Below are 25,387 nucleotides of genomic sequence, written 5' to 3' on the forward strand. Positions count from 1 at the left end.
GTTTTGAAAATGCGTGACCGGGGGACGGTCGCGCGCAGCTTACTGCCCGGCAGGCCGGGGTCAACACGCGATCGGACCTTAGGTAAGGTACGCCCCCGCGCCCCCCTTCCACGCGCGCAGGCCACCCCCTGCCCGCCTTGCCCGACCCGCGCGACGGCTTGCCCTGCCTGCGCGGCTTTCGTACACGGGATCCGACTGCCCAAAAGGATCAGGCACCGGTATGAATGATGACAGTTACACCTCCGCGCAGTTGATGCGCTGGCTTTGGCGGGACTATCTAAAGAAACACACCGGTCTGATGGCCATCGCGGTGATCTTCATGATCATCGAAGGCTCGACCCTGGGCGTGCTGGCGAAACTGATGGAGCCGATGTTTGACCGCGTCTTCGTCGGCGGCGACCAAGGTGCGCTGGTCTGGGTTGGGCTGGTTCTGGTGGCGATCTTTGCCCTGCGCGCGCTGGCCACGGTGGTGCAAAAGGTGTTGCTGACCCGCGTCGCTCAACGCACGGCGGCGGACCTACGCATCGACCTGCTCGACCGGATGATGCAGCAAGACGGTGCTTTCCACCAAAGCCACCCGCCCGGCTTTCTGGTGCAACGCGTGCAATCGGATGTGAATGCGGTAGGTAATGTTTGGCGGGCGTTCATAACCGGCGCGGGGCGCGATCTGGTGGGGCTGGTGATCCTCATGGGCGTGGCCATCGCGATTGACCCGATTTGGGCGCTTCTGGCAATGGTCGGCGTGCCGCTCATGGTGCTGCCCGCCGCCATCGCCCAGCGTTTCGTCCGCGCCCGCTCGCGCGAGGCGCGCGATATCGGGGCCAGCCTCTCGACACGGTTGGACGAGGTTTTCCACGGCATCGTACAAATCAAGCTCAACGCGCTAGAGAACTACCAAGCCCGCCAATACCGCGAGTTGACGCGCACCTTTATCCGCACCGAAGTCCGTGCCGCCTTTGGCAACTCCGCGATCCCGGCGATGATCGACATCATGTCGGGCATCGGCTTTATGGCCGTGATCGTCTACGGCGGGTCCGAGATCATCGCGGGCAATAAGACCATTGGTGAGTTCATGACCTTCTTCACCTCGCTGGGGTTCATGTTCTCCCCCCTGCGCCGACTTGGTGCGATCAGCGGCCTATGGCAGATGGCCGCCGCCGCGCTGGAACGGATCAAGGAATTGCTCGACGCGCCCCTGCATCTGCGCAGCCCGGACAAAGCGCAGGCCGCGCCCGATGGCCCGCCCGATGTGACCCTGACGGATGTCTCGCTCTCCTATGGCGACACGAAGGTGTTGAACGGCTTGGACCTGACCGCGAAAGCGGGCCAGACGACCGCGTTGGTCGGGGCCTCGGGGGCGGGGAAATCGACCATCTTCAACCTGCTCACCCGGCTGGTGGATCCACAAAGCGGCAGCGTGCGGATCGGCGGGGTCGACACCAGCGCGATGACCATACCGGACCTGCGCGGCCTCTTCTCTGTCGTGACGCAGGAAGCGCTTTTGTTCGATGAAACACTGCGCGAGAACATCGTGCTGGGCCGAGAGAATGTCACCGATGAAGAGCTCGACCGTGTGCTGAAAGCCGCCCATGTGGCGGACTTCCTGCCGCAGTTGGAACAGGGGCTGGAAACCCGCGTGGGGCCACGCGGCTCGGCCCTGTCGGGCGGGCAGCGCCAGCGCGTGGTCATCGCCCGCGCCCTGCTGCGCGACACGCCGATCCTGCTTCTGGATGAGGCCACCAGCGCCTTGGATGCGCAATCGGAACAGGTCGTGCAGGACGCGCTCGATCGCCTCGCCAAAGGGCGCACCACCATCGTCATCGCGCACCGGCTGTCGACCATCCGCAGCGCGGATAAGATCGTGGTTATGGACCGGGGCCGCGTCACCGATGAGGGCACCCATGACGAGCTGATGGAACGCGGCGGCATCTATGCCGACCTCTACCGCCTGCAATATCGCGACGGGAAAACCGTATCGGATGCCCGCGGCCTCAGTGCCCTCTCCGCGAAGAAACGCCGCGAAAGGGCGCGCCAGCCCAATCTGCTCCAACGGATCGGGGCGGCGTTCTTTAACTGAATGCGCGGGGCGTGGGAAAACCCGCGCCCTTTTCACGAACGCCGGTAGCTTTCGGCGAGCGCCTCGGGGCTGGCCCCCATCGCATAGCGCGCCAGCGTCCAGAGGTTGCGCCCCCCGCGCCGCAGCCAGCCCTGACGGCGGTATTTCTCAGCACTGGTCACGGCGACGCCATTGAGCCGGGTCAAGCGACCGCGCAGGGCGCGGGCCAGTGCTACATCCTCCATCAGCGGCTGATCGGGATAGCCGCCCACCGCGTCATAAAGCGCGCGGGGCAACAGCAACCCCTGATCGCCATAGGGCAGGCCAAGATCGCTGCGCAGGTTCGCCCAGCCCGCGACCAACCGTGGCGCCAAACCGCGCTGATCGAAGCGCAGGCGGAACCACCCCGCGCCTTCGGTTCTGCGCGCCATGTGATCCTGCACCGCATCGCTCCACCCCGGGGCCAGCACCGTGTCGGCGTGCAGCACCAAGAGCCACGCGCCCTGCGCCCCGTCGCACCCATGCCGCAATTGCCCGCCCCGCGAGGGCGCGCCCGAGACGACCTCAGCCCCCCAGCCGTCGGCCAGCGCGCGCGTGCCATCCGTGGAGCCGCCATCGCTCAAGATCACCTCGCGGATCAGCCCGGCCTGCAAGCCCTCGACAAGCGCGGCGAGGCAAGCGGGCAGCGCCGTGGCCGCGTTGAGGGTAGGAATGACGACAGAGATCGGCGCGCGCATGGTTGCCCCTTTTGGATGGCTTTGACAGGTTATATGTCATGGCCAGCAATCAAAGGACACCCGCATGACCCCGCGCCGCATTCTGCGCCTCTCCGGCCCCGACACCCGCGACTTTTTACAAGGAATCGTGACCAATGACGTCGGCAAACTGGACCAAGGCCCGGTCTATGCCGCCCTGCTGACGCCGCAGGGCAAATATATGGCTGATTTCTTTCTGATCGCCGATGGCGAAGACGTTCTGCTGGACGTGGATGAAAGCCTTGGCGATATGCTGAACCAGCGGCTGTCGATGTATAAACTGCGCGCCAAGGTAACGATCACCCCCAGCGATCTGCACCTGCACCGCGGCACCGGGCCTGCGCCCGACGACGCCTTAGCCGATCCGCGGCATCCCGAAATGGGCTGGCGCGCCTATCGCGACACGCCGCAAACCGAGGACGCGACCGATTGGAACGCCCTGCGCGTGGCGCATCTGATCCCCGAGACGGGGATCGAACTCACCCCCGATACCTTTATCCTTGAGGCGGGGTTTGATCGGATCAACGGGTTGGATTTCCGCAAAGGCTGCTATGTCGGCCAAGAGGTCACCGCCCGGATGAAACACAAGACCGAGTTGCGCAAAGGGCTGACCCGGGTCGAGGTCAGCGGCAGCGCCGCCCCCGGCACGGCAATCACGGCAGAGGGGAAACCCGCGGGCACGCTCTACACCCAAGCGGGCGGTCAGGCTTTGGCGCATCTGCGGTTCGACCGTGCCAAAGGCCCGATGGAGGCCGGTGATGCGCAGGTCACTTGGCCCGGCCCTGCCGCCTGAGCGCGCCAGAACAACAAAAAGCCCCGGCAAAACCGGGGCTGATTTAGCTTACGTTGGATGACGTCGCGTCAGGCGCGTTCGACATATTCCATGGTTTCGGTGTTCACCACGATGTCTTCGTCTTGGCCCACGAAGGGGGGGACGGAAATCTTTACACCGTTTTCCAAGATAGCAGGCTTGAAAGAATTCGCCGCTGTTTGGCCTTTGACGACCGGCTCTGTCTCGGCGATTTTGCAGACCACTTTTTGCGGCAGACGCGCGTTCAGCGCCTCGGCCTCATGGTACTCGACCACGATCATCATGCCGTCCTGAAGGAAGGGACGTGTGTCACCCAAAAGCTCGGCATCCAGCTGCACCTGCTCATAGGTTTCGGTGTCCATCACCACCAGCATACCGTCGTCTTCATACAGAAATTGCTGGTCTTTTTGCTCCAAACGCACGCGCTCGACCTTATCGGCGGAACGGAAGCGTTCGTTCAATTTGGAGCCGTTGCGCAGGTTGCGCATCTCGACTTGGGCAAAGGCGCCGCCCTTGCCGGGCTTCACGTGATCGACCTTCACAGCCGCCCAGAGGCCACCGTTATGTTCAAGGACGTTTCCGGGGCGGATCTCGTTTCCGTTAATCTTGGGCATGTGACAAAACCACGACATAAGGTTGATGATATGATGTCCGGGTCTATATCGAGAGGGATGGTTCCCTGCAAGCAGGCGTTATTCTCCGCTGCCGCAACAACTAGATATGCGCAAGCTGCATGGGTGGTATGCTAAATAGAGGTATCCGAATCAAAAGATATCCGTCATAAGGGCCTCCACGCCCGAATGACAAGAGCAAGAATAATCGAAAGGACGACGAGATGAAAGATTTCGTTGATGGCACCGCTTTCAACAACGAGCAAGGCAACCGCGCACGCAAGCTCTTTGCTGCTGTGGTGCTAGCTGCTTTGGATGACGCAATTGCCGATGACAAGAAATATGGCAACGGCCCTGAACAGATCGCCCGCTGGGCCCGCTCGCGCGATGGCCGCGAGGTTCTGAGCTGTGCCGGTATCGACCCCAACGAGCGGGTCGTCGAAGGCTTGATGGAATTCGTCGGCAAAGGCGTGCGGACCTCCGTCGCCCTGTCGCGTGAAGAATCCGAGCGCCGCAATGCCGCGCTTCAGGCCGAAGCCGCCTAAGACATATTCGCCAAGCGGCGCAATTGACGCAGCCTTCGGGCTGCGTTTTTTTGTGTCTGCCCCTCGGCGATGGGCTTTCCCCTGCCCCTGATTTGCGCCAATTTGCGCGAAACCAAGGGCAAGCAGACATGACCAAAGCCATTATGATCCAGGGCACCGGCAGCAATGTCGGCAAGTCGATGATCGTCGCCGGATTGATCCGCGCCTGCGCCCGGCGTGGCCTGCGTGTTCGCCCTTTCAAACCGCAGAACATGTCCAACAACGCCGCCGTCACCGAAGACGGGGGCGAGATTGGCCGCGCGCAGGCGTTGCAGGCCCGCGCGGCGGGCGTGGCCCCGCATACGGATATGAACCCGGTGCTGCTGAAACCCCAGAGCGCCACCGGCGCGCAGGTGGTGGTGCAAGGCAAGATCGCAGGCCAGCAAGAGGCGCGGGAATTTGGCCGCAACAAAGCCAGCTTGATGCCCGCGGTGCTGCAATCTTTTCACCGTTTGGCCAAAAGCTGCGACCTGATCGTGATCGAGGGCGCGGGCTCTCCGGCTGAGACGAACCTGCGGGCGGGCGACATCGCCAATATGGGCTTTGCCCGCGCCGCCGGGGTGTCGGTGGTGCTGATGGGCGATATCGACCGCGGCGGGGTGATCGCGCAGATCGTCGGCACACAGGCCGTGCTCTCTCCCGAGGATAACGCGCTGATACGCGGCTTTGCGGTGAACAAATTCCGCGGCGACCGCAGTCTCTTTGACGCGGGGCGCGATGACATCGCCGCGCGTACCGGCTGGCCGAGCCTTGGGGTGATCCCGTGGTTCGACGCCGCCCACCGCCTGCCCGCCGAAGACGTGATGGACCTGCCCGCCCGCGCCCGCTCGGGCGGGTCGGGCTGTGTTATCGCCGTGCCACGCCTGCCCCGGATCGCAAATTTCGATGACCTCGACCCGCTGGCGGCTGAGCCGGGCGTTGACCTGCGGATGATCATGCCTGGCAGCCCCCTCCCCGCCGAGGCCGATCTGGTGCTCATGGTCGGCAGCAAGTCCACAATTTCCGACCTCGAAGCCTTCCGGGCCGAGGGGTGGGACATCGACCTTGCCGCCCATATCCGGCGCGGTGGTCATGTGCTGGGGCTTTGCGGCGGCTATCAGATGCTGGGCAAGACCATCACCGACCCCGAGGGGATCGAAGGCCCGGCGGCGCGGGTGGCCGGGCTGGGGCATCTGGATGTGGAAACCATGATGGCCCCGCTCAAGCATCTATCGGAAAAACGCGGCCAGCACCCGGCCAGCGGCACCGCCCTCACTGGCTATGAGATCCATATCGGAGAAACCACCGGCCCCGATTGCGCCCGCGCGTGGCTGGCTTTCGACGGCACGCCCGAGGGCGCGGCCTCCCCTTCGGGCCGGGTGCAGGGCTGTTATATGCATGGGATTTTCAGCTCGGATGCCTTCCGCCGTGCCTATCTTAGCGGCTTCGGCGTCACCTCATCACTGGATTTTGAAACCGGCGTGGAAGAGGCGCTGGACGCGCTGGCCGATCATGTCGAGACCTATATGGATGTCGACCTGTTCCTCTCCCTCGCGGCAGAGGTCTAGGCTGGAGAGCGCGCGGCCCTCCAGCCCAACGCTTAAAACTCGACGACTGCGCGGATCGATTCACCCTTGTGCATCAGATCGAAGCCTTCGTTGATCTGATCCAAAGTCAGTTTATGGGTGATCATCGGGTCGATCTCGATCTTACCGTTCATGTACCAATCGACGATCTTGGGCACATCCGTCCGCCCCTTGGCCCCGCCAAAGGCGGTGCCGCGCCAGACCCGACCGGTGACCAGTTGGAAAGGCCGCGTCGAAATCTCGGCCCCCGCGGGTGCCACGCCGATGATGATGCTTTCCCCCCAGCCCTTATGCGCGCATTCCAGCGCGTCGCGCATGACTTTGGTGTTGCCGGTGGCGTCAAAAGAGTAATCGGCGCCGCCCTTGGTCAGTTCGACCAGATGCCCGACCAGATCGCCGTCAACTTTCGAGGGGTTCACGAAATCGGTCATGCCGAAGTAACGCGCGGCCTCTTCCTTGTCGTCATTAAGGTCCACGCCCACGATCTGATCCGCCCCGGCCATGCGCAGCCCCTGAATGACGTTCAGCCCGATGCCGCCCAGCCCAAAGACCACGCAGCGTGCGCCCAGTTCGACCTTGGCGGTGTTGATCACCGCCCCGATGCCCGTGGTGACGCCACAGCCGATGTAGCAAATCTTGTCAAAAGGCGCGTCCTTGCGCACCTTGGCCAGCGCGATTTCAGGCACCACGGTGTGATTGGCGAAGGTCGAACAGCCCATGTAGTGGTGGATCGGCGTGCCATCCAGCATCGAGAAGCGGGTCGTGCCGTCGGGCAGCTTGCCTTGACCTTGGGTCACGCGGATCGCCTGACACAGGTTGGTCTTACCGCTCAGGCAATACTCGCACTCCCGGCATTCGGGGGTGTAGAGCGGGATCACGTGATCGCCCGGCTCCAGCGTGGTGACGCCCTCGCCCACTTCCAGCACGACGCCTGCGCCCTCATGGCCGAGGATGGCGGGGAAGATGCCTTCGGGATCGTCGCCCGAGCGGGTGAACTCATCGGTATGGCACAGGCCGGTCGCCTTGATCTCGACCAAGACCTCGCCCCGTTTCGGCCCTTCGAGGTTCACCTCCATGATTTCAAGCGGTTTGCCGGCTTCCACGGCAACGGCGGCACGGGTTCTCATCATGGGTCTCTCCTTCGGGTGTGATTTTTGCTGCTTTATGAAGCACGCATGCGGCAAATGTCCAACCCAGAAAACGCTGCCCTGATCGCCTCAACCGGTGATCGGCGCGTCGGATTTGATCTGCCGCAGGATCACATTCGTCGTGGCCGAATTCACCGCAGGATGCAGGAACAGAAAGCTCTCCAAAAAGGCGTTATAGGCGTCGATATCACGGCACAGCACGCGCAGGTGATAATCCGCTTGGCCCGTGGTGGCGAAACACTCCGTCACCTCCGTCCGGCTTTGGATCGCGCGGATGAAACTGGCGAGGGCCGAGGCGTCATGCCGCGTCAGATGCACATGCACCATCGCCTCGAACCCCAGCCCCATCGCCTTGGGGTCGACCACGGCGGCGTAGCGTTTGATCACCCCCGCCTGCTCCAACGCCTTGACCCGCCGCCAGCAGGCAGAAGCGGATATGTTCAGCTTTTCGGCCAGTTGTGCGTTGGGCAGGCGCGAATCCTGCTGGAGTAAAAACACAAGCTGCCGGTCCGTCGCGTCCATTTCAGCCATCGGATAAATCTTTCATTCTGCAAATCGAATACGGATTATTTATCCGCGCATCTGCAACAAAGCCAGCAAATCTGGTGCAACAATTCGCGCATCCTGCGGTACACTTCTCAGTGAGGAGAGCCCCATGACAGAACAACCGCGTGAATTTATCACTTATAAACTTGATGACCGCTATGATCAGACCGAAGGTCGCGTGTTCCTGACCGGGACGCAGGCGCTGGTGCGCATTATGCTGGATCAAGCCCGGCGTGATCGCGCAGCGGGGTTAAATACCGCCGGTTTCGTCTCAGGCTACCGTGGCTCGCCTCTGGGCGGGCTCGATCTGGAATACTGGCGCATCAAGGACCGCGTGGCCGAGGCGGGCGTGAAATTCCTTCCGGCGGTGAACGAAGACCTCGGCGCCACCGCGGTCTTGGGCGCGCAGCAGGCCCATCTCGACCCGCAGGCGGAAGTCGAGGGCGTCTTCTCTATGTGGTACGGCAAGGGCCCGGGGGTGGACCGCTCGGGCGACGCGCTGAAACACGGCAACGCCTATGGCTCCGCGCCCAAGGGCGGTGTGCTGGTTGTGGCGGGCGACGACCATGGCTGCGTGTCGTCGTCGATGCCGCACCAGTCCGACGTGGGCTTCATGTCGTGGTTCATGCCGACGCTGAACCCGGCTTCCGTCGCCGAATACCAAGCTTTCGGCGAATACGGCATCGCGCTGTCGCGTTTCTCGGGCACATGGGTCGGCTTCAAGGCGATCTCGGAAACCGTGGAGAGCGGCGCCTCGGTCGAGCTGACCCCGGACCGGGTGTTCAAGCAGCCTGACTACACCGCGCCCCCGGGCGGGCTGCATGTGCGGCTGGGCGATCTCCCCTCCCCCGAGATCGAGACGCGGCTGTACCATAAGCTCGACGCGGTGCAGGCCTTCATGCGCGCCAACCCGATCGACCGGCATATCTACGAGACGCAGGACGCTTCCTTTGGCATCGTCACCACCGGCAAGGGCCATCTCGACACGATGGAGGCGCTGCGGCTTTTGGGCCTCGACGAGGCCGCCTGCCGCCGTCTGGGCATCGACATCTACAAGATCGGCATGGTCTGGCCGCTGGCGCTGGACGACGCGCTCGACTTCGTGAAGGGCAAGCGCGAAGTGCTTGTGATCGAAGAGAAACGCGGCATCATCGAAAGCCAGTTCAAGGAGGCCTTCTACGACTGGCCCGGCTCCAAGCCCGCGCGGATGGTCGGCAAACATGACGAGAACCTCGAAGAACTGGTGCCCTGGACCGGGGAGCTGTCGCCGCTGAAGCTGGTGCCGATCATCGCAGCACGTCTCGACGCCTTCTTCCCTGAAGAGAAGCTGCTTGAAAAAGCCCGCGCGCTGACCGACCAGCCGCCCGTGCTGCTGAACGTCCCGGGCGCCACCCGCACCCCCTATTTCTGCTCGGGCTGCCCGCATAACTCCTCCACCAAGCTGCCCGAGGGGTCGAAGGCGAACTCCGGCATCGGCTGCCATGTCATGGCCTCGTGGATGGACCGCGAGACGGCGGGTTTCGCCCAGATGGGCGGCGAAGGCGTGCCGTGGATCGCGACTTCGATGTTTAACGGGAACAAGCACGTCTTCCAAAACCTTGGCGAGGGCACGTGGTATCACTCCGGTTCGCTGGCGATCCGGCAGGCGGTCGCGGCGAAGACCAACATCACCTACAAGATTCTCTACAACGACGCGGTCGCGATGACGGGCGGCCAGCCGGTGGACGGCCCCGTCTCCGTCGCCGCCATCGCGCAGGCCTGCCGCGCCGAGGGGGTGGAGCGGATCGCGCTGGTCTCGGACCGGCCCGAACTGCTGCCCAAAGGCGACTTCCCGGATGGCACCACCTTCGACCACCGCGGTGATCTGGACCGCGTGCAGCGCGAGCTGCGCGAGATCCCGGGCGTCACCGTGCTGATCTACGAGCAGACCTGCGCCACCGAGAAGCGCCGCAAGCGCAAGCGCGGGCTGATGGACGACCCGAAGAAATTCGTGATGATCAACGATCTGGTCTGCGAGGGCTGCGGCGATTGCAGTCTCGAGTCGAACTGCCTCAGCGTCGAGCCGAAGAAGACCGAGTTCGGCACCAAGCGGCAGATCAACCAATCGACCTGCAACAAGGATTACTCCTGCCTCAACGGCTTCTGCCCGTCATTCGTCACCGTCGAGGGCGGCAGCCGCCGCAAACGCTCCGGCGCGGGGCTGGACGTGGCGGGGCTCTCGGCGCAGCTTCCGATGCCAGAACTGCCCAAGCTCGACCGGCCCTTCAACCTGCTGGTGACCGGCGTCGGCGGCACCGGGGTGGTGACCGTGGGCGCGCTCATCACCATGGCGGCGCATCTCGAGGGGCTGGGCTCCAGTGTGCTGGATTTCACCGGTTTCGCGCAGAAGTTCGGCACCGTGCTGGGCTATGTCCGTCTGGCGAAACGGCCCGAGGAGGTGCACCAGGTGCGCATTGATCAGGGCGGCGCCGATGCGGTGATCGGCTGCGACATGGTGGTCAGCTCCGCGCCGAAGGCATCCGCCCACTACCGGCGCGGGACGCAGATCGTGCTGAACCGCGCCGAGATGCCCACCGGCGATCTGGTGCTGAACCGCGATGCCGAGTTGCGCATCGACGACCGCGAGGCAGTGATCGCGCAGGCCGTGGGGGCCGAGAACCTTGCCGCCTTCGACGCCAACGCAATGGCCGAGAAACTGATGGGCGACGCGGTCTTTGCCAATGTGATGATGCTCGGTTTCGCTTGGCAGAAGGGGCTGGTTCCGGTCTCGCTCACAGCACTTGAGCAGGCGATCGAATTGAACGGTGTTGTTCCGGACAAGAACCGCGCCGCCTTTGGCTTTGGCCGGGTCATGGCGGGCAACGCGCAGGCGATTGAGGCGCATTTCGCGCCCGCGCCTGCGCCCGACGACAGTGTCGAAGGCCTGATCGCGCGGCGGATGGAGTTCCTGACCGGCTACCAGAACGCCGCCTATGCCCAGCGCTACAAGGCCAAGCTCGATGCGCTGGAGGGCAAGCTGCCCGAAGGCTCCGACGACCTGATGCGCGCGGCGGCGAAATCGCTGTTCAAACTGATGGCCTATAAGGACGAATACGAGGTCGCGCGCCTGCACCGTCAAAGCGGTTTCGAGGAGCGCATCGCCGATACTTTCGAGGGCGACTACAAGGTGCATTATCACCTCGCCCCGCCCGCTTGGCCCACTGGCACGGATGGCCGCGGACGCCCCAACAAGCGCAAGTTCGGCCCCTGGATGGGGCGCGCCTTCGACCTTCTGGCGGCGATGAAACCGCTGCGCGGCACATGGGCCGACCCCTTCAGCTACGGCGCCGACCGCAAGCTCGAGGTCGGCCTGATCGGCTGGTACGAGGAGGTCATGGCAAAGGCCCCCGTCCTGCCCCATGACGGGGCGCTGGCGGTGCTTTCCGCGCCGATGGAAATCCGCGGCTACGGCCCCGTGAAAGAGGCCGCAGCCGAGAAAGTGCAGGCCGAGGTGGCCGTGCGCCTAGGCTAAGAGCGTCGTCGAGAAATCACCGCGCAGCCCGGCTTCGAGCAATTCGAGGTCGGGCGAGCAATTGCTATATTGCGCCACCATGCCCGGCGGGATGACGAAGGCATCGCCTGCCTCCAACTTGCGCGGCTCCTGCCCTTCGGCGTTCAGGGTCATGCTGCCTTCCATCACGAAGCTGAAGTGAATGTCCGCGTCGTGCTTCGCGGGCGGCGGCGTGCCGCCGTCGAAACGCGCCACCTGAATGCCGGCCACGCCCTTGGTGCCCTTGGTGATCCCGGTGTCGCGCGCGACGAAGCCGGGGACGCGGAAGTTCTGCCACTCGGCCCCTTCCTTCACGTGATGCACGAAGGTCTGGCCCTCCCATTCGCGTGCCGGATCGCCCTTCTCATTCGGCAGGGTCATCTCGTGGTCGATAGTGGTGACATGTTCCGCAGGCACGCCGATCTCGATCACCTCGATCGAGGGCGAGGCCTCGACCACGCGATGGCGGATGCCCGGCGGCTGGGTCACGCAATCCCCGGCATGGAGCCGGATCACATCGCCCTGATCCTCGTAAAGCACATCGACCCAGCCGCGGTAGCAATAGATCAGCTGGAAGCCGACGGTATGGTAATGCACCATGTCCGGCACCGGGCCGCCGTCGGGGATGCGGATGTGGCTGGCGATGATCGAGCCGCCGAGGCGCGACGGGATGAGATCGCGGTAATGCATCCCCGCGCGACCAATCACCCAAGGGGCCTCATCCGCCAGCCGCCGCACGGCGAACTCATGCTGCGTCTCGGGCTGGTCCACGCGGGGGCTGCGCGGCAGGATCTCGATCTTGGTGCCGTTTGGCGCCGTAAGTTCTCGCTGGCCCTCTGCGATACTGTCGGGCGCATCGGTGAGCAGGCGCAGATGCCCCGGCGGCACATTCGCCCCCCGCTCAAGCCTCACGCGCACCCCATGGCCCGAAAAACTGGCCACCGAAGGATCATCCGCGGGAAAGATCGTCTCCAGCCGCATGCCCAGCACTTTGGTGAAGAAAGGCAAATCCTCCCTAAGCTCCCGCGTGGGCAACAGGAATTCCGCCAAAACATCATCGGGCAAACGCATTTAACTCATCCTCTTCACGTATCGCGCCGGAGTTGAGCGCGCGACAGGCAAAGCGTCAACTGGGCGTTACGCACGACAGCCGATAAAGTTCCCCCGACCGCTCATTTTCGACCAGCGAGTCGCAGCGCGAAATTCGCGCAATCACAAGAACCGCAAATTCTCGCCCCGATTTCGCACCCTCACGCGCCCAATAGCGCCTGAAAGCCTGCACAATGTCCACGCAATCACCTCCCGCAATGCGGGAAAGCAAGGGGCCACGGCCATCTCTCTTCGCCAATTCAATGGTTTCGCGAGGCTTCAAAATATGGTTAATAATTTATGCAACGGCACAAGGTATTGGTGCAGAAGCGTCACAATTTCGCCGGGTTTATACGACTAGATATGAACAGATTATAAAGACACCCGGACTGCCCGTCTGCCCCACGAAAGAGGTGCCAAAAATGAAAATTCTTGCTGTCGACGATGACCCATTTATCCGCGAATTGCTGCCCGTTGTTTTCCGCGAAGCCGATTACCCCCATTTGACATTGGCCGCCTCCGGCGCTGCCGCTCTGGAACTGCTCGAAACCACCAAAGAACATTTCGACTGCCTGCTCTTGGACATCGAGATGCCCGAGATGGACGGCATCACCCTATGCCGCCGCATTCGCACGCTGGAAGCCTATCAAGACACGCCGATCCTGATGGTGACCTCGCGCGCCGACGCGACCGCGATCGAAAGCGCCTTTGCCGCCGGGGCCAACGACTATGTGACCAAACCTTTTGACGTGAAGGACATTGCAACCCGCGTGCATATCGCCGAGCGGATGCTGGAGAACACCCAGCGCGCCCCGCGCCTTGATCCGCAGCATTTGAAAGACGTGGGCGAGCCCGGTGTCCACGATTTCGCGCTGGCGGATCCTGTGCATATCAATGGGGTCGATCAATTGGTGCTGCCCTTCTCCTTGGGCAATTACCTGTCGCAGCTTTCACGCCAACACCTTGATATCTGTCAGGTTTTCGCGGCAAAAATCGAACACATCGATGAGCTTTACGCGACCTGCAACACTGCCGAATTCGCCCGCGCCATCGCTGCTGCGGCCGAGGCCATCGCGCGCGTGGTCGATTGCCCCCAACTGCTGATGACCCATAACGGATCCGGCACGCTGCTGTGCATCGTGACAGGTGACAGCCTGCCCGCTTGGCCCGAGATCGAGGTGCTCATCCAAGGGGAGCTGGACGGCATGGACCTGCGCCATGACGACAACAGCCCGATGGCAGTGATGCTCTCCGTCGGTGGCCCGATCCAGCCCAATGCCAGCCGCACTCAGCGGGTCAGAAAAACATTCGACCGCGCCATTCGTCGCGTCGCGATGCGGCAGAAGGTCAAGCTCGACACCCCCCCGACCGAGAAACCCTCCGTCTCCGCCGCCCATTGACGACAAGGCAATCGCCTCAAGAAAAACCCGCCTCATGGGCGGGTTTACGCATTCAGTTGATGGGGAATTGCACCAAACAGCGTTCGGCGATGCGGCGGTAATCCTCAAGCGTGTCAGGCACGCTGCGCCGGTCGCGCATCACCTCCATCGCGGCACGTTTCTGCGCCCAGGTCCCCTCAACGTGGCGGTCGAGAATGCGCACGGTCACGCCCAGCATCACATTCTTCTCCCCCTCGCCAATCAACTCCGCCGCGGAAAGTGCCACGGCCGTCAGCGCCAGCGTATTGGCACAGCGCAGGGCCGCGGCTTCGCGCCCCTCATAGACCCGCGTACCCGCCGTGGCCCTGCCGGGAAAGGCCACGAGCGCGGCGATCGACAAAGCAGAACAGACGGCTGCTGTCAGGATGAGCTGGCGCGCCACCTCAAAAGACCTTGAAGGTCATCGTGGTCAAAGACCGCTCGATGCCTTCGATGTCCAACAGATTGTCATTGATGTAGACGCCCACATCTTCGCCCTTCGGAATATAAAGCTTCATCAAAAGATCATATTCGCCTGAGGTGGAATAAAGTTCGGAATGGATTTCGCGCAGGGCGATCTCTTCAGCCACACGATAGGTCGTGCCCGGTCGGCAGCGGATCTGGATGAATACGCAGGTGGTCATGTCGCGCCTCTTTCTGGGATTTGGTTCAAGCTGACATATGGGCCCTGCCCCCGCAATCCCCGATCGCGCTGCCCGTGCCTAACGGCGTTTCACCGCTTGGGCTTGGCGCGGCGGCAGGCCCTGTTATAAGGGCGCAGCAATTGCCTTCGGAGATGCCCCATGCGTCGCAGCACCCTGACCCGCACCACTGCCGAAACCGACATCACGCTCGAGATCAACCTCGACGGCACCGGCAGCTATGACAATGAAACCGGCGTCGGCTTTTTTGACCATATGCTCGACCAACTCTCGCGCCACTCGCTGATCGACATCAAGGTGCGTGCCAAGGGCGATCTGCACATCGACGACCATCACACCGTCGAAGATGTGGGCATCACCCTGGGCCAAGCACTGACCCAAGCGCTCGGCGACAAACGCGGCATCCGCCGCTACGGCTCCTGCTTGCTGGCGATGGACGACGCGCAGATCCGCTGCGCGCTCGACCTCTCTGCGCGGCCCTTCCTGATCTGGAACGTGGATTTCCCCACCAGCAGCATCGGCAAGTTCGACACCGAACTGGTCCGCGAGTTCTTCCAAGCGCTCAGCACCCACGGCGGCATCACCCTACATGTCGACGCGCTCCACGGGTTCAACAGCCACCACATCGCCGAAGCCGCTTTCAAATCCGTCGCCCGCGCCCTGCGCGAAGCGGTCGAGACCGACCCGCGCAAAGCGGACGCCATCCCCTCGACCAAGGGTGCCTTGTAAGCCAATGCTGACAGCGATCATCGACTACGAATCCGGCAACCTGCACTCCGCGCATAAAGCCTTCGAGCGTATGGCCCGCGAGCACGACGCAGGCGAAATCATCGTGACCTCGGAGGCCGAGGTCGTGGCCCGCGCCGACCGTCTGGTCCTGCCCGGCGATGGCGCTTTTCCGGCCTGTATGGCCGCCCTGAAAGGGGCTGGCGGTCTCTATGATGCGATGGTCGAGGCGGTCGAGGAAAAGGGCCGCCCCTTCCTCGGCATCTGCGTCGGCATGCAACTGATGGCCAGCATGGGCCGCGAATATGAAGACACCCCCGGTTTGGGCTGGATCGGTGGCGAGGTGACCCAGATCACCCCGAAAGACCCGAAGCTCAAAGTCCCCCATATGGGCTGGAACGACTTGGTGATCGATCACGACCACGCGGTCTTCGACGGGCTGCAAACCGGCGATCACACCTATTTCGTGCACAGCTATCACATGGCCGTCGCCGACCCCGCCGAACGTCTGGCCCATGTCGACTACGGCGGCGAAGTCACGGCGATCATCGGCCGCGACACGATGCTGGGCATGCAGTTTCACCCGGAGAAAAGCCAAACCACCGGCCTGCGGCTGATCTCGAACTTCCTGACTTGGGCGCCTTAACCCGCGCCTGTTGAAACGTCGGAAGGTATTTAAGAAAGGATGAAGATGAAGAAAGTTCCTCTTCAACTTCATCCTTTTACAAATACCTCTGCGATGCGCTTTCCTCACGCAAAAGGCAAAGAAGGCGCGAAGGTCTTGCCCCGCGCCTTCCGACCTTGGCAGAGGTGAACTGCCCTTACTTGATGCGCGCCCAGGTCTGTTTCGAGCAGATCAGCCCGCCCGCGACGCAGCCCGAGAGTTTCAGCGAGTTGCCTGAGACATTCATCTTCCCGATGTAGATTTTGCCGTTTGACGGACGCCAAACCTTACCGGCGTATTTGCCGCCGCCCTGAGGCTTCATGTCGATGACGAGCGTTTTGCCGATATTGGGAGATTTATACTCGCCGCTGCCGTTGAAGGTGCGCGCGATGGTGCCGCAGATCGCCCCGCCGCAGGGGGCCATTTTGACATGGGCATAGGCGCCGTCATCCACTTGAGTTTTCCAAGTACCGACTGCCGGATCCGCGGCATGGGCGGCGCCGGTCAGGCCAAGGCCCAGAAGGGCCGCTGCAAAAAGCTGTTTCATGATCTCTCCTCCCGATCTGGCTTTAGTGTTAGCCACAACTTTCAATCGGGCAAGACTGACCTCGGGTCGCGTTGCAAAATCCCTGGCGACGTGCAAAAGGAAAGCGACTTCTCTAACAAGGGCCCGGCCATGATCCTTTACCCCGCTATCGATCTCAAAGACGGTCAGGCCGTGCGCCTTGTGCATGGCGACATGGACCGCGCCACCGTTTTTAACGACGATCCCGCCGCACAGGCGCTTAGCTTTGTTGAAGCGGGCTGTGATTGGCTGCATCTTGTTGACCTTAATGGCGCTTTTGCCGGGACCCCGGTGAACGCCGCCCCGGTGGAGGCGATTTTGAAAGCCTGCAAGGTGCCTGCGCAATTGGGCGGTGGCATTCGCGATATGGCGACGATCGAGGGCTGGTTGGATAAGGGGCTCGCGCGGGTCATTCTGGGCACCGTGGCGGTTGAGAACCCCGAACTGGTCCGCGAGGCGGCGCGCGCCTTTCCCGGGCAAGTTGCTGTGGGGATCGACGCACGGAATGGAAAGGTCGCGACCAAAGGTTGGGCGACGGAGACCGATGTCATGGGCACCGACCTCGCGAAATCCTTTGAGGACGCAGGTGTGGCCGCGATCATCTACACTGACATCATGCGCGATGGCGCGATGGGCGGGCCGAATGTGGAAGCGACAGCCGATCTGGCGCGGGCCGTTTCGATCCCGGTGATTGCCTCGGGCGGGGTGTCATCGCTCGAAGACTTGGGCGCGTTGCGGGACACCGGGGTCATCGAGGGCGCGATCTCGGGGCGCGCGCTTTATGATGGCGCGATTGATCTGGCCGAAGCCATGAAGATGTTGAAGGGCTGAGCCATGCTAAAGACCCGCATCATCCCCTGTCTCGACGTGGCCGATGGCCGTGTGGTCAAGGGTGTGAACTTCGTCGGCCTGCGTGATGCGGGCGATCCGGTGGATGCCGCGATTGCCTATGATGCGGCGGGGGCGGATGAGCTTTGTTTTCTCGACATTCACGCCACCCATGAAAATCGCGGCACGATGTTCGATCTGGTCACCCGCACCGCTGAGCATTGCTATATCCCGCTGACCGTGGGCGGCGGCGTGCGGACCGTGGCGGATGTGCGGGCCTTGCTGCTGGCGGGGGCCGATAAGGTCAGCTTCAACTCCGCCGCCGTGGCGAACCCGGATGTGATCGCCGAAGCGGCGGATCACTTTGGCAGCCAGTGCATCGTCTGCGCGATTGACGCCAAGACCGTAAGCCCCGGCAAATGGGAGATTTTCACCCATGGCGGGCGCAAGCCCACGGGCATCGACGCCGTGGAGTTCGCCCGCACCGTGGCCGCCAAGGGCGCAGGTGAAATCCTGCTGACTTCCATGGACCGCGATGGCACCAAACAGGGGTTCAACCTGCCCCTGACCCGCGCCATTTCCGATGCCGTGTCGGTGCCGGTGATCGCCTCCGGTGGGGTCGGCAATTTGGATCACCTTGTCGATGGGGTGATCGAAGGTGGCGCTTCGGCGGTGCTGGCCGCCTCCATCTTTCACTTTGGCGAATATACCGTGCAGGAGGCCAAACAGCATATGGCCGCCGCTGGCATTCCAATGAGGCTTTCATGACGCTTGATGACCTTTACGCCACCATTCTGAGCCGCAAAAGCGCTGATCCGTCAAGCAGTTGGACCGCGCAACTGCTGGCCAAAGGGCCAGAGAAATGCGCCGAGAAATTTGGCGAAGAGGCCATCGAGGCGATTATCGAGGCGGTAAAGGATGACCGCAAAGCACTGACCTCGGAAGCTGCGGATGTGCTCTACCACCTGTTGGTGATGCTGGCGGCGCGGGATGTGCCGCTGAGCGATGTGCTGGATGAGTTGGCCCGACGGCAATCGACCTCCGGCATTGCCGAAAAGGCCGCGCGGAAATGATCAGGCCATAAGGCGCGGGATTTCCACCTTGGGGCAGCGGTCTTGGATCACATCCACGCCGCGTGCTTCGGCTTTGGCCGCCGCTTCGGCATTGGTGATGCCCATTTGCATCCAGATGGTCTCAAGCTCGGGGAAAGCCTCCAGCGCTTCGTCTACGACGGGGGGCACATCCTCGGACCGGCGGAAAATATCGACCATTTGCACCGGCGGGTCGATCTCGGCCAGAGTGGCGACGATGGTCTTGCCAAAGACTTCCTTGCCCGCATGCACCGGGTTTACCGGCACCACGTCATACCCCTTTTGTGCAAGGTATTCAGCGACATAGTGGCTGGGCCGCGCCGGGTTGGGGGAAACGCCGACCACCGCGATGCGGCGGGTGCGGGTGAGAACGTCTTTGATCAATGCATCTGTCATAGCCTGAACTTAAGCGCCTGCGCGCGGGCTTCAACCGCTTAATGACGCGGCGTAAAGCCCGCCACCCCCTGCCCGCGATTGGCAAGGCCGCGGCGATTGCATAGGCTCCCCTCAAAGGGCCGCCTGTGGAGGAACCGGGCGGCACCGCGAACCATCATCACTGGGAGCATAGGATGATCGATCAGACCTTGGATATGAACAATCTCGAAATGTCGGAGATGGCCAAGCCGCTACTGGCGGCGGTCATCAAGCACATCCGCGAGAATGTCGATCCGATCACTGAGGAGTTCTTTCGCCTTGGCGAAGGCCGCGCCGACCGCTGGTCTTATGCACCCGGCCAATTGGAACTGCTGGATGGCGCCAAACAGAAGGCCCGTGAGGCTGGGCTATGGAACTTCTTCCTGCCCAATGCCGAAACCGGTGAAGGGCTGGCGAACCTCGATTACGCCTATATCGCCGCCGAATTGGGCAAAAGCCCGCTGGCGCCGGAGAGCCTGAACTGCTCCGCCCCGGATACCGGCAATATGGAGGTGTTGGAACGCGTCGGCACGCCCGAGCAGAAAGAGCGCTGGCTGAAGCCACTGCTCGCGGGTGAAATCCGCTCGGCCTTTGCCATGACGGAGCCTGATGTCGCCTCTTCGGATGCGCGAAACATCTCCACCAGTGCTGTGCTGGATGGCGACGATTGGGTGATCAACGGCGAGAAGTTCTATATCTCGGGCGCGGGCGATCCGCGTTGCAAGATCATGATTGTCATGGTGAAAACCTCCCCCGAGGCCGAGACTTTCCGCCAGCAGAGCCAAATTCTCGTGCCCATGGACACGCCGGGGGTGGAAATCCTCGGCCCGATGCATGTCTTTGGCCATGATGACGCCCCGCATGGGCATATGCATATCCGTTTCACCGATGTGCGCGTGCCGCGCGAAAACGTGCTCTGGGGCGAGGGGCGCGGGTTCGAGATCAGTCAGGTGCGCTTGGGACCGGGGCGGATTCACCACTGCATGCGCTCTATTGGTGCGGCGGAAAAGGCGCTGGACCTGATGATCGAACGCGGGCTCGGGCGCGAGGCTTTTGGCAAGAAGATCATCGACCTCGGCAAGAACATGGAAACGATCAGCCGCGCACGGATCGACATCGAAGCCATGCGGCTGATGGTGTTGAAAGCGGCCAAGGCGATGGATGTCTTGGGCAATAAAGAGGCGCGCATCTGGGTCAGCATGATTAAGGCGCTGGTGCCGGAAAAGGCCTGCGAGATCATTGATGCCTCCATGCAGGTGCATGGGGCCACGGGGATGAGCCAGTGGAGCCCGCTCTCGGGCATGTACACATGGCAGCGCGCGCTGCGCTTTGCCGATGGGCCGGATGAGGTGCACCATCAGGTGATCGCCCGGGCCGAGGTGAAGGCCTTTCAGGCGTCGAACGCGCGCGGCTCTGGCAGCGACAGCTGATATGGAGCTCGCGGGCCGCGTCATCGTCATCACCGGGGCCGCCAGCGGCATCGGGCGGGCCTTAGCGCTGCGCTTTGCTAGGGAAGCGCCCGCCCATATCGTCTGCGTGGACATCGACAGCGCGGGGGCCGAGGCGACGGCGGCTGAGGTCGGCGGCACGGCCTTTCGCGTCGATGTCGCGCGCGAGGCGGAGATCGCCGCGCTGATCGACAGCGTCGAGCGTGATATCGGGCCGATTGATCTTTTCTGCTCTAACGCCGGTATCTCGGTCGAGGGCGGCGTCGAAGTGCCGGACGCCGACTGGCAGCGCATTTGGGAGATAAACGTGATGAGCCATGTGCGCGCAGCGCGGCATCTGGTGCCGCTGATGCGGGCGCGCGGGGGTGGCTATCTGCTCAACACCGCCTCGGCGGCGGGGCTGCTCAATCAGGTCGGCGCGGCGCCCTATGGGGTGACAAAACACGCCGCCGTCGGCCTCGCCGAATGGCTGGCGATGAGCTATGGCGACGACGGGATCAAGGTCTCTGTCCTCTGCCCGCAGGCGGTCCGGACCGAGATGATGCGCGGGTTGGAAGATCATGTCGCTGCGATTGACGGCATGTTGGAGCCTGAACCGGTGGCCGAAGCCTGCCTGCAGGCGATCCGCGATGAGGTCTTTCTGGTGCTGCCGCATCCGCAGGTGCGCGACTATATGCAAGGCAAGGCGCAGGATTATGACCGCTGGATCGGCGGAATGCGCAAGCTGAACCGGCGCTTTGGGGCGGCGAAAGACAGCTAACGGCCCTTAGCTCTCCTCCTTGGGCCGGATCGGGCGCAGCAGCCCCTCCTGCGCCACGCTCGCCACCAACTGCCCGTTTTGATTGTAGATCATCCCACGGTTGAACCCCCGCGCCCCGCCGGTGAACGGCGCGTCGAGCGCATAGAGGTGCCATTGGTCAAAGCGGATCGGCGCGTGAAACCACATGGCGTGGTCAAGGCTAGCCGTCATCACCTTGCCCTGAAACCACGTCAGCCCATGGGGCCGCAGAGAGGAGCCGAGCAGGTTCATGTCCGAGGCATAAGCCAGCAACGCGTGCTGCATCACCGGGTTTTGCCCTTCGGCGGCCCCCATGCGGAACCACAGATAGTTGCGGTCGCTCACTTTTTCCGGTGTCATGAAATCGCGCGGCTCGACCTCTCGGATCTCAATGGGGCGCTCGCGCAGGAAATCTCCGCGGTATTTCTCGGGCAGCTTCTCGGCAAAAGCCTCGCGCAATTCGGGCCGGTCCGGCCAGTTTTCCGGGGCCGAAACCTGCGGCATCTCATGCTGCCAATCAAACCCCTCTTCTTCGACCTGAAAAGAGGCGGAGAGGTTCAGGATCTGCTTGCCATGCTGGATTGCCACCACACGCCGGGTCGTGAAACTGCCCCCATCGCGGGCGCGGTCGACCTGATAGATCACCGGGATTTTCGGGTCGCCGGGCCGGATGAAATAGGCATGAAGCGAATGACACGCCCGGTCTGGCACCGTCCGGTAAGCCGCCATCAGCGCCTGCGCGATGACATGACCGCCGAAAATTCGCATCGAGGTCTCACCGCCGGCCCCCGTGCCCCGAAACAGATCGACCTCAAGCTGTTCGATATCCAACAGATCAAGCAATTGCCGCGCAGCATTGGTCATGGGTCATCCTTTCGGGCCGGGGTGTTCCGGCCCTAGCAACAGGTTTTCACCGCAAAGCTCAAGCGCCAAACGCCTCGCCGCCCACTCAGCGGTCGCGATCCAGCGCCTCCAGCCCGTGGCGCGCAAAAACCGGGAAGTATTGCCCTAATTTCAACCCATATTCGGGGTTTGAGGCATTGCCCTCCAAGGCGCGTTTCAACACGCCTTGGATGATCGCCGCCATGCGGAAAAAGCAAAAGGCGAGGTAATAGCCGAAGTTGTCGATGCCCTTCAGCCCGCGCCTGCGGCAATAGGCGGCGATGAATTCGGCATCGCTGGGCAGACCAAGCGCCCTGCGGTCCACCCCGGCCAAGCCGCGCCCCTCGGCCCCCACGGGCATCTGCCACTGCATGATAACGGCGGCCAGATCGGCAAAGGGATGGCCGATGGTCGACAGTTCCCAATCCAAAACCGCACGGCAGGCGGTGCCATGGGTGTCGAAGATCATATTGTCGATCCGGTAGTCGCCATGCACCAGCGTGCGCTGTCCGTCGTCCTCGGGCTGCTCGGCGCTGAGGCGCTGCATCAGCCTATCCATATCCGGCTGCGGCTCGGTCTCCGACGCGCGGTATTGTTTCGACCAGCGCGCCACCTGCCGCTCGAAATAGTTGCCGGGCGGGCCATAGTCTGACAGCCCCGCCGCGTCGATATCGACCTCATGCAGCGCGGCCAGCACGCCATTCATCTCATCCATGACCGCGCCGCGCTCTGCCGGGGTAAGCTCCGGCAGCGTGGGGTCGTTGAAGTTGCGCCCCGGGACATGGTCCATGACATAGAACATCGAGCCGATGACGCTCTCATCCTCACAGAGTAAATGCATCCGCGCGACAGGCACCTGACTGCCGGCCAAAGCCTTCTGCACCCGAAACTCCCGATCCACCGCATGGGCCGATTTCAACAGCACCCCCGGGGGTTTGCGGCGCAGCACATAGTCATGCGCCGGGGTCGAAAGCAGGAATGTCGGATTGGACTGCCCGGCCCGAAACTTCGTGACCTCCAACGGCCCTGCAAAGCCCGGCAGGTTCGCCTCCAACCAGCGGCAAACGGCGTCCTCATTCAGGGTTTGGGTATCCGTGCTCACTGTGCGAACTCCGCTGCCAACCTTGCGCCAGCGGCGCGATACTCCGCCTCGATACGGTCCACCAAGTCGGCCGCGCCGCCGATCTCTTTGACAGCGCCAATCCCCTGCCCCGCGCCCCAGATTTCCTTCCACGCCTTGGGTTTGGACGATCCAGAGCCAAAATTCATCGAAGAGGCATCCGCCGATGGCAGATTGTCCGGGTCGAGCCCCGCCGCCTCGATCGATGGGCGCAGATAGTTGCCCGACACCCCGGTGAAGAGCGAAGAGGTCACAATGTCATCCGCCCCGCCCGAGACGATCATATCCTTGTAGCCCGGCACGGCGTTCGCCTCTCGCGTGGCGATGAAGGCCGAGCCCATGTAGCCCAAATCGGCCCCCATGGCGCGGGCTGCCAACAGCCCCTCGCCCGTGGCCAAGGCCCCGGAAAGCAAAAGCGGCCCGTCGAACCATTCGCGGATTTCGCGGATCAGCGCGAAGGGCGACTGCGGCCCCGCATGGCCCCCGGCCCCCGCGGCCACGGCAATCAAACCATCCGCGCCCTTCTCGATCGCCTTGCGCGCGAAACGGTTGTTGATGACGTCATGCAGCGTCACGCCGCCACAGGAATGTGCGGCCTCGTTCACCTCGACCCGCGCGCCGAGCGAGGTGATCCAGATCGGCACCTTATGTTTGACGCAAATCTCAAGATCACGCTCCAACCGGGCATTCGACCGATGCACGATCTGGTTGACCGCGAAAGGGGCCGCGGGCCGGTCGGGGTTATCCTGATTGTGCTTGTCCAAGGCTTCGGTGATCTGGGTCAACCAAGCATCCAACAAGGGCGGCTCACCCTCCGCCTCCCGCGCATTCAGCGCCGGGAAAGACCCGACGATCCCCGCCTTGCACTGCGCGATGACCAGCTCAGGCCCCGATAGAATGAACATCGGCGAGGCGACCAGCGGCAGGCGCAGGCCGCGCAGGGCTTGGGGTAGATGGCTGTCGTCACGCATATGGGGTCTCCGTTCGGGGTCTATCGTTCGGCATCACAATGCCTTTTCAAAAATATTCGGTCCCGACATCACATTGATGCCGCCGCTGACCGGGATCACGGCCCCGGTGACATAGGCGCCGCCGCGTCCGCAGAGAAACAGCATGCAGCCCGCGATATCTTCATCCCGTCCAACACGGCCAAGCGGGACATCCTGCCCCACCGCGGCCCGCGTCTTCTCATCGCCCGTGGCGAATGCCGTCATGCGCGAGACGAAGGGCCCCGGCGCCAGTGCATTCACGGTGATCCCTTCCCCGGCCAACTCCTTGGCGAGGATTTTGCTCAGATGAATGACCGCAGCCTTGGACGCGGCATAGCTATAGGCGCCGTCGCCCATCTCGCGCTCCCCCATGACCGACCCGACATTGACGACCCGCGCGGGATCATCTACCGTGGCCCCGGCGCTGAGAAGCGGCAACAACTTTTGCGTAAGATCGAAAAGCCCGGCGACATTGACGCCCATGACCTTATCCCAAGCCCGGTAAGGGAACTGCCCCAAGGGCGCACCCCAAGTCACGCCCGCGTTGTTCATCAAGATATGCAGCTGATCGCTGCGTGTCTGAACCTCAGCCACGAGCGCATCCACGCCAGCCTCAGTCCCCACATCGCCCGCGAATCCTTCGGCGCTGCCCCGCGCGCCAAGCGCATTCAGCTCATCGGCCACCGCCGCGCAGACCTCTCCGTTCCGGCTGGCCAAAAGGACCCGTGCCCCGGCCCGAACCAAAGCCTCGGCCGCCATCCGCCCGATGCCCGTGGCCCCGCCGGTGATCAAAGCGGTCTTTCCCTCCAAGCCAAAGAGCGTCTCGATATCCATGCCCCGCCTCCCAACGTCGACTGTCGCCGCTACTGTGACAGGGCTTTGGGCAGCGTCAAGCGGATGCCCAACACAGGTCCGGGTAACCGGGCGTCATATGGTTCTTGCTGGTCGGGAGATTACCCCCCCCCAACGCAAAACCGCCGCAGCTTTGCGCTGCGGCGGTTTTGTTAATCTGATCATCGTTGAGAGATACTGTAGTCTAGGAACTTATTAGGTTTGGCGATGACCTACTCTCCCACGTCTTAAGACGCAGTACCATCGGCGCTACGGC

26 protein-coding genes are annotated in these 25,387 nt (G+C 62.8%); 13 read left to right on the forward strand and 13 right to left on the reverse strand.

The features are described 5' to 3' along the window. The first annotated feature begins 220 nt into the window (after positions 1-220). The gene (locus ACGYKA_RS04785; protein WP_394414146.1) at positions 221-2,077 is read left to right on the forward strand and encodes an ABC transporter ATP-binding protein; all 1,857 of its coding nucleotides are present in this window, start codon (positions 221-223) and stop codon (positions 2,075-2,077) included. Between the two features lie 32 nt (positions 2,078-2,109). Here ACGYKA_RS04785 and ACGYKA_RS04790 read toward each other — a convergent pair whose 3' ends face one another. Then, the gene (locus tag ACGYKA_RS04790; RefSeq protein ID WP_394414149.1) at positions 2,110-2,793 is read right to left on the reverse strand and encodes a TIGR04283 family arsenosugar biosynthesis glycosyltransferase; all 684 of its coding nucleotides are present in this window, start codon (positions 2,791-2,793) and stop codon (positions 2,110-2,112) included. A gap of 64 nt (positions 2,794-2,857) precedes the next feature. On the opposite strand from ACGYKA_RS04790, the gene ACGYKA_RS04795 reads away from it, so the two are divergent. Further along, positions 2,858-3,604: a YgfZ/GcvT domain-containing protein gene (locus ACGYKA_RS04795; protein ID WP_394414152.1), complete on the forward strand. Its 747-nt coding sequence runs from the start codon at positions 2,858-2,860 to the stop codon at positions 3,602-3,604. Between the two features lie 68 nt (positions 3,605-3,672). On the opposite strand, the gene efp is transcribed toward ACGYKA_RS04795, so the two are convergent. Next, positions 3,673-4,236 carry an elongation factor P gene (gene efp, locus ACGYKA_RS04800; protein WP_271689531.1) on the reverse strand — a complete coding sequence of 188 codons (564 nt, stop codon included), beginning with the start codon at positions 4,234-4,236 and terminating at the stop codon, positions 3,673-3,675. A gap of 221 nt (positions 4,237-4,457) precedes the next feature. On the opposite strand from efp, the gene ACGYKA_RS04805 reads away from it, so the two are divergent. Beyond that, entirely contained in the window at positions 4,458-4,778 is a 321-nt protein-coding gene (locus tag ACGYKA_RS04805) for a DUF6280 family protein (RefSeq protein ID WP_007120494.1), read from the forward strand. Between the two features lie 128 nt (positions 4,779-4,906). Further along, a complete protein-coding gene (locus ACGYKA_RS04810) occupies positions 4,907-6,364 on the forward strand; it encodes a cobyric acid synthase (protein WP_394414155.1) in 1,458 nt (485 codons plus the stop codon). Positions 6,365-6,396: 32 nt separating this feature from the next. Here the strand turns inward: ACGYKA_RS04810 and ACGYKA_RS04815 are convergent, their stop codons facing one another. Both ACGYKA_RS04815 and ACGYKA_RS04820 read right to left on the reverse strand, forming a co-directional pair. Beyond that, positions 6,397-7,509, reverse strand: a complete 1,113-nt coding sequence (locus tag ACGYKA_RS04815) for an S-(hydroxymethyl)glutathione dehydrogenase/class III alcohol dehydrogenase (protein ID WP_271689939.1) — start codon at positions 7,507-7,509, stop codon at positions 6,397-6,399. 90 nt (positions 7,510-7,599) lie between these two features. Further along, complete coding sequence (locus ACGYKA_RS04820; protein WP_394414158.1) at positions 7,600-8,061, reverse strand: Lrp/AsnC family transcriptional regulator; 462 nt, start codon at positions 8,059-8,061, stop codon at positions 7,600-7,602. Between the two features lie 124 nt (positions 8,062-8,185). Between ACGYKA_RS04820 and ACGYKA_RS04825 the strand changes: the two genes are divergently transcribed. Then, the gene (locus ACGYKA_RS04825) at positions 8,186-11,587 is read left to right on the forward strand and encodes an indolepyruvate ferredoxin oxidoreductase family protein (RefSeq protein WP_394414161.1); all 3,402 of its coding nucleotides are present in this window, start codon (positions 8,186-8,188) and stop codon (positions 11,585-11,587) included. Here ACGYKA_RS04825 and ACGYKA_RS04830 read toward each other — a convergent pair. Further along, on the reverse strand, positions 11,579-12,676 hold the full coding sequence (locus tag ACGYKA_RS04830) for a cupin domain-containing protein (RefSeq protein ID WP_394414164.1): 1,098 nt from the start codon (positions 12,674-12,676) through the stop codon (positions 11,579-11,581). The genes ACGYKA_RS04825 and ACGYKA_RS04830 overlap by 9 nt on opposite strands. 440 nt (positions 12,677-13,116) lie before the next feature. On the opposite strand from ACGYKA_RS04830, the gene ACGYKA_RS04835 reads away from it, so the two are divergent. Further along, complete coding sequence (locus tag ACGYKA_RS04835; RefSeq protein WP_394414167.1) at positions 13,117-14,094, forward strand: PleD family two-component system response regulator; 978 nt, start codon at positions 13,117-13,119, stop codon at positions 14,092-14,094. A gap of 52 nt (positions 14,095-14,146) precedes the next feature. Here the strand turns inward: ACGYKA_RS04835 and ACGYKA_RS04840 are convergent, their stop codons facing one another. Next, positions 14,147-14,515 carry a hypothetical protein gene (locus ACGYKA_RS04840; RefSeq protein WP_271689525.1) on the reverse strand — a complete coding sequence of 123 codons (369 nt, stop codon included), beginning with the start codon at positions 14,513-14,515 and terminating at the stop codon, positions 14,147-14,149. 1 nt (position 14,516) lies between these two features. Beyond that, complete coding sequence (locus ACGYKA_RS04845; protein ID WP_007120503.1) at positions 14,517-14,756, reverse strand: Lrp/AsnC family transcriptional regulator; 240 nt, start codon at positions 14,754-14,756, stop codon at positions 14,517-14,519. 159 nt (positions 14,757-14,915) lie between these two features. On the opposite strand from ACGYKA_RS04845, the gene hisB reads away from it, so the two are divergent. Continuing rightward, positions 14,916-15,503 (forward strand): imidazoleglycerol-phosphate dehydratase HisB, encoded by a 588-nt coding sequence (gene hisB, locus ACGYKA_RS04850; protein ID WP_271689522.1) that lies wholly within the window; start codon positions 14,916-14,918, stop codon positions 15,501-15,503. A 4-nt stretch (positions 15,504-15,507) separates the two neighbouring features. Beyond that, positions 15,508-16,146 carry an imidazole glycerol phosphate synthase subunit HisH gene (gene hisH, locus ACGYKA_RS04855; RefSeq protein WP_394414170.1) on the forward strand — a complete coding sequence of 213 codons (639 nt, stop codon included), beginning with the start codon at positions 15,508-15,510 and terminating at the stop codon, positions 16,144-16,146. A gap of 175 nt (positions 16,147-16,321) precedes the next feature. On the opposite strand, the gene ACGYKA_RS04860 is transcribed toward hisH, so the two are convergent. Beyond that, on the reverse strand, positions 16,322-16,711 hold the full coding sequence (locus ACGYKA_RS04860; RefSeq protein ID WP_209219368.1) for a DUF2147 domain-containing protein: 390 nt from the start codon (positions 16,709-16,711) through the stop codon (positions 16,322-16,324). A gap of 129 nt (positions 16,712-16,840) precedes the next feature. Here ACGYKA_RS04860 and hisA point away from each other — a divergent pair, with 129 nt between their 5' ends. From hisA to ACGYKA_RS04875, 3 genes are read left to right on the forward strand one after another with little or no spacing between them, the layout of a single operon-like run. After that, entirely contained in the window at positions 16,841-17,560 is a 720-nt protein-coding gene (gene hisA, locus ACGYKA_RS04865) for a 1-(5-phosphoribosyl)-5-[(5-phosphoribosylamino)methylideneamino]imidazole-4-carboxamide isomerase (RefSeq protein ID WP_394438080.1), read from the forward strand. Between the two features lie 3 nt (positions 17,561-17,563). Beyond that, entirely contained in the window at positions 17,564-18,325 is a 762-nt protein-coding gene (hisF, locus tag ACGYKA_RS04870) for an imidazole glycerol phosphate synthase subunit HisF (RefSeq protein WP_067265192.1), read from the forward strand. Then, the gene (locus ACGYKA_RS04875) at positions 18,322-18,630 is read left to right on the forward strand and encodes a phosphoribosyl-ATP diphosphatase (protein ID WP_322329355.1); all 309 of its coding nucleotides are present in this window, start codon (positions 18,322-18,324) and stop codon (positions 18,628-18,630) included. Before hisF ends, ACGYKA_RS04875 begins: the two co-directional genes overlap by 4 nt. On the opposite strand, the gene ACGYKA_RS04880 is transcribed toward ACGYKA_RS04875, so the two are convergent. Further along, positions 18,631-19,044, reverse strand: coding sequence for a CoA-binding protein (locus tag ACGYKA_RS04880; protein WP_394414173.1), 414 nt, complete (start codon positions 19,042-19,044; stop codon positions 18,631-18,633). It abuts the gene before it with no gap. Between the two features lie 173 nt (positions 19,045-19,217). On the opposite strand from ACGYKA_RS04880, the gene ACGYKA_RS04885 reads away from it, so the two are divergent. Together ACGYKA_RS04885 and ACGYKA_RS04890 are read left to right on the forward strand one after the other, a co-directional pair. Beyond that, complete coding sequence (locus ACGYKA_RS04885; protein WP_394414176.1) at positions 19,218-20,492, forward strand: acyl-CoA dehydrogenase family protein; 1,275 nt, start codon at positions 19,218-19,220, stop codon at positions 20,490-20,492. Between the two features lies 1 nt (position 20,493). Further along, positions 20,494-21,270 carry an SDR family oxidoreductase gene (locus ACGYKA_RS04890; RefSeq protein WP_394414178.1) on the forward strand — a complete coding sequence of 259 codons (777 nt, stop codon included), beginning with the start codon at positions 20,494-20,496 and terminating at the stop codon, positions 21,268-21,270. A gap of 6 nt (positions 21,271-21,276) precedes the next feature. Here the strand turns inward: ACGYKA_RS04890 and ACGYKA_RS04895 are convergent, their stop codons facing one another. From ACGYKA_RS04895 to ACGYKA_RS04910, 4 genes are all read right to left on the reverse strand, one after another. Next, on the reverse strand, positions 21,277-22,152 hold the full coding sequence (locus tag ACGYKA_RS04895; protein WP_394414181.1) for an acyl-CoA thioesterase: 876 nt from the start codon (positions 22,150-22,152) through the stop codon (positions 21,277-21,279). Between the two features lie 85 nt (positions 22,153-22,237). Further along, positions 22,238-23,272: a phosphotransferase family protein gene (locus ACGYKA_RS04900; RefSeq protein WP_394414184.1), complete on the reverse strand. Its 1,035-nt coding sequence runs from the start codon at positions 23,270-23,272 to the stop codon at positions 22,238-22,240. Then, positions 23,269-24,261, reverse strand: a complete 993-nt coding sequence (locus tag ACGYKA_RS04905) for a nitronate monooxygenase family protein (protein ID WP_271689509.1) — start codon at positions 24,259-24,261, stop codon at positions 23,269-23,271. The genes ACGYKA_RS04900 and ACGYKA_RS04905 overlap by 4 nt, the downstream gene beginning before the upstream one ends. A gap of 33 nt (positions 24,262-24,294) precedes the next feature. Beyond that, entirely contained in the window at positions 24,295-25,113 is an 819-nt protein-coding gene (locus tag ACGYKA_RS04910) for an SDR family oxidoreductase (RefSeq protein WP_271689507.1), read from the reverse strand. Between the last annotated feature and the right edge of the window lie 274 nt (positions 25,114-25,387).

The organism is Sulfitobacter sp. 1A15106, assembly GCF_043556995.1.
Lineage (GTDB): Bacteria > Pseudomonadota > Alphaproteobacteria > Rhodobacterales > Rhodobacteraceae > Sulfitobacter > Sulfitobacter faviae.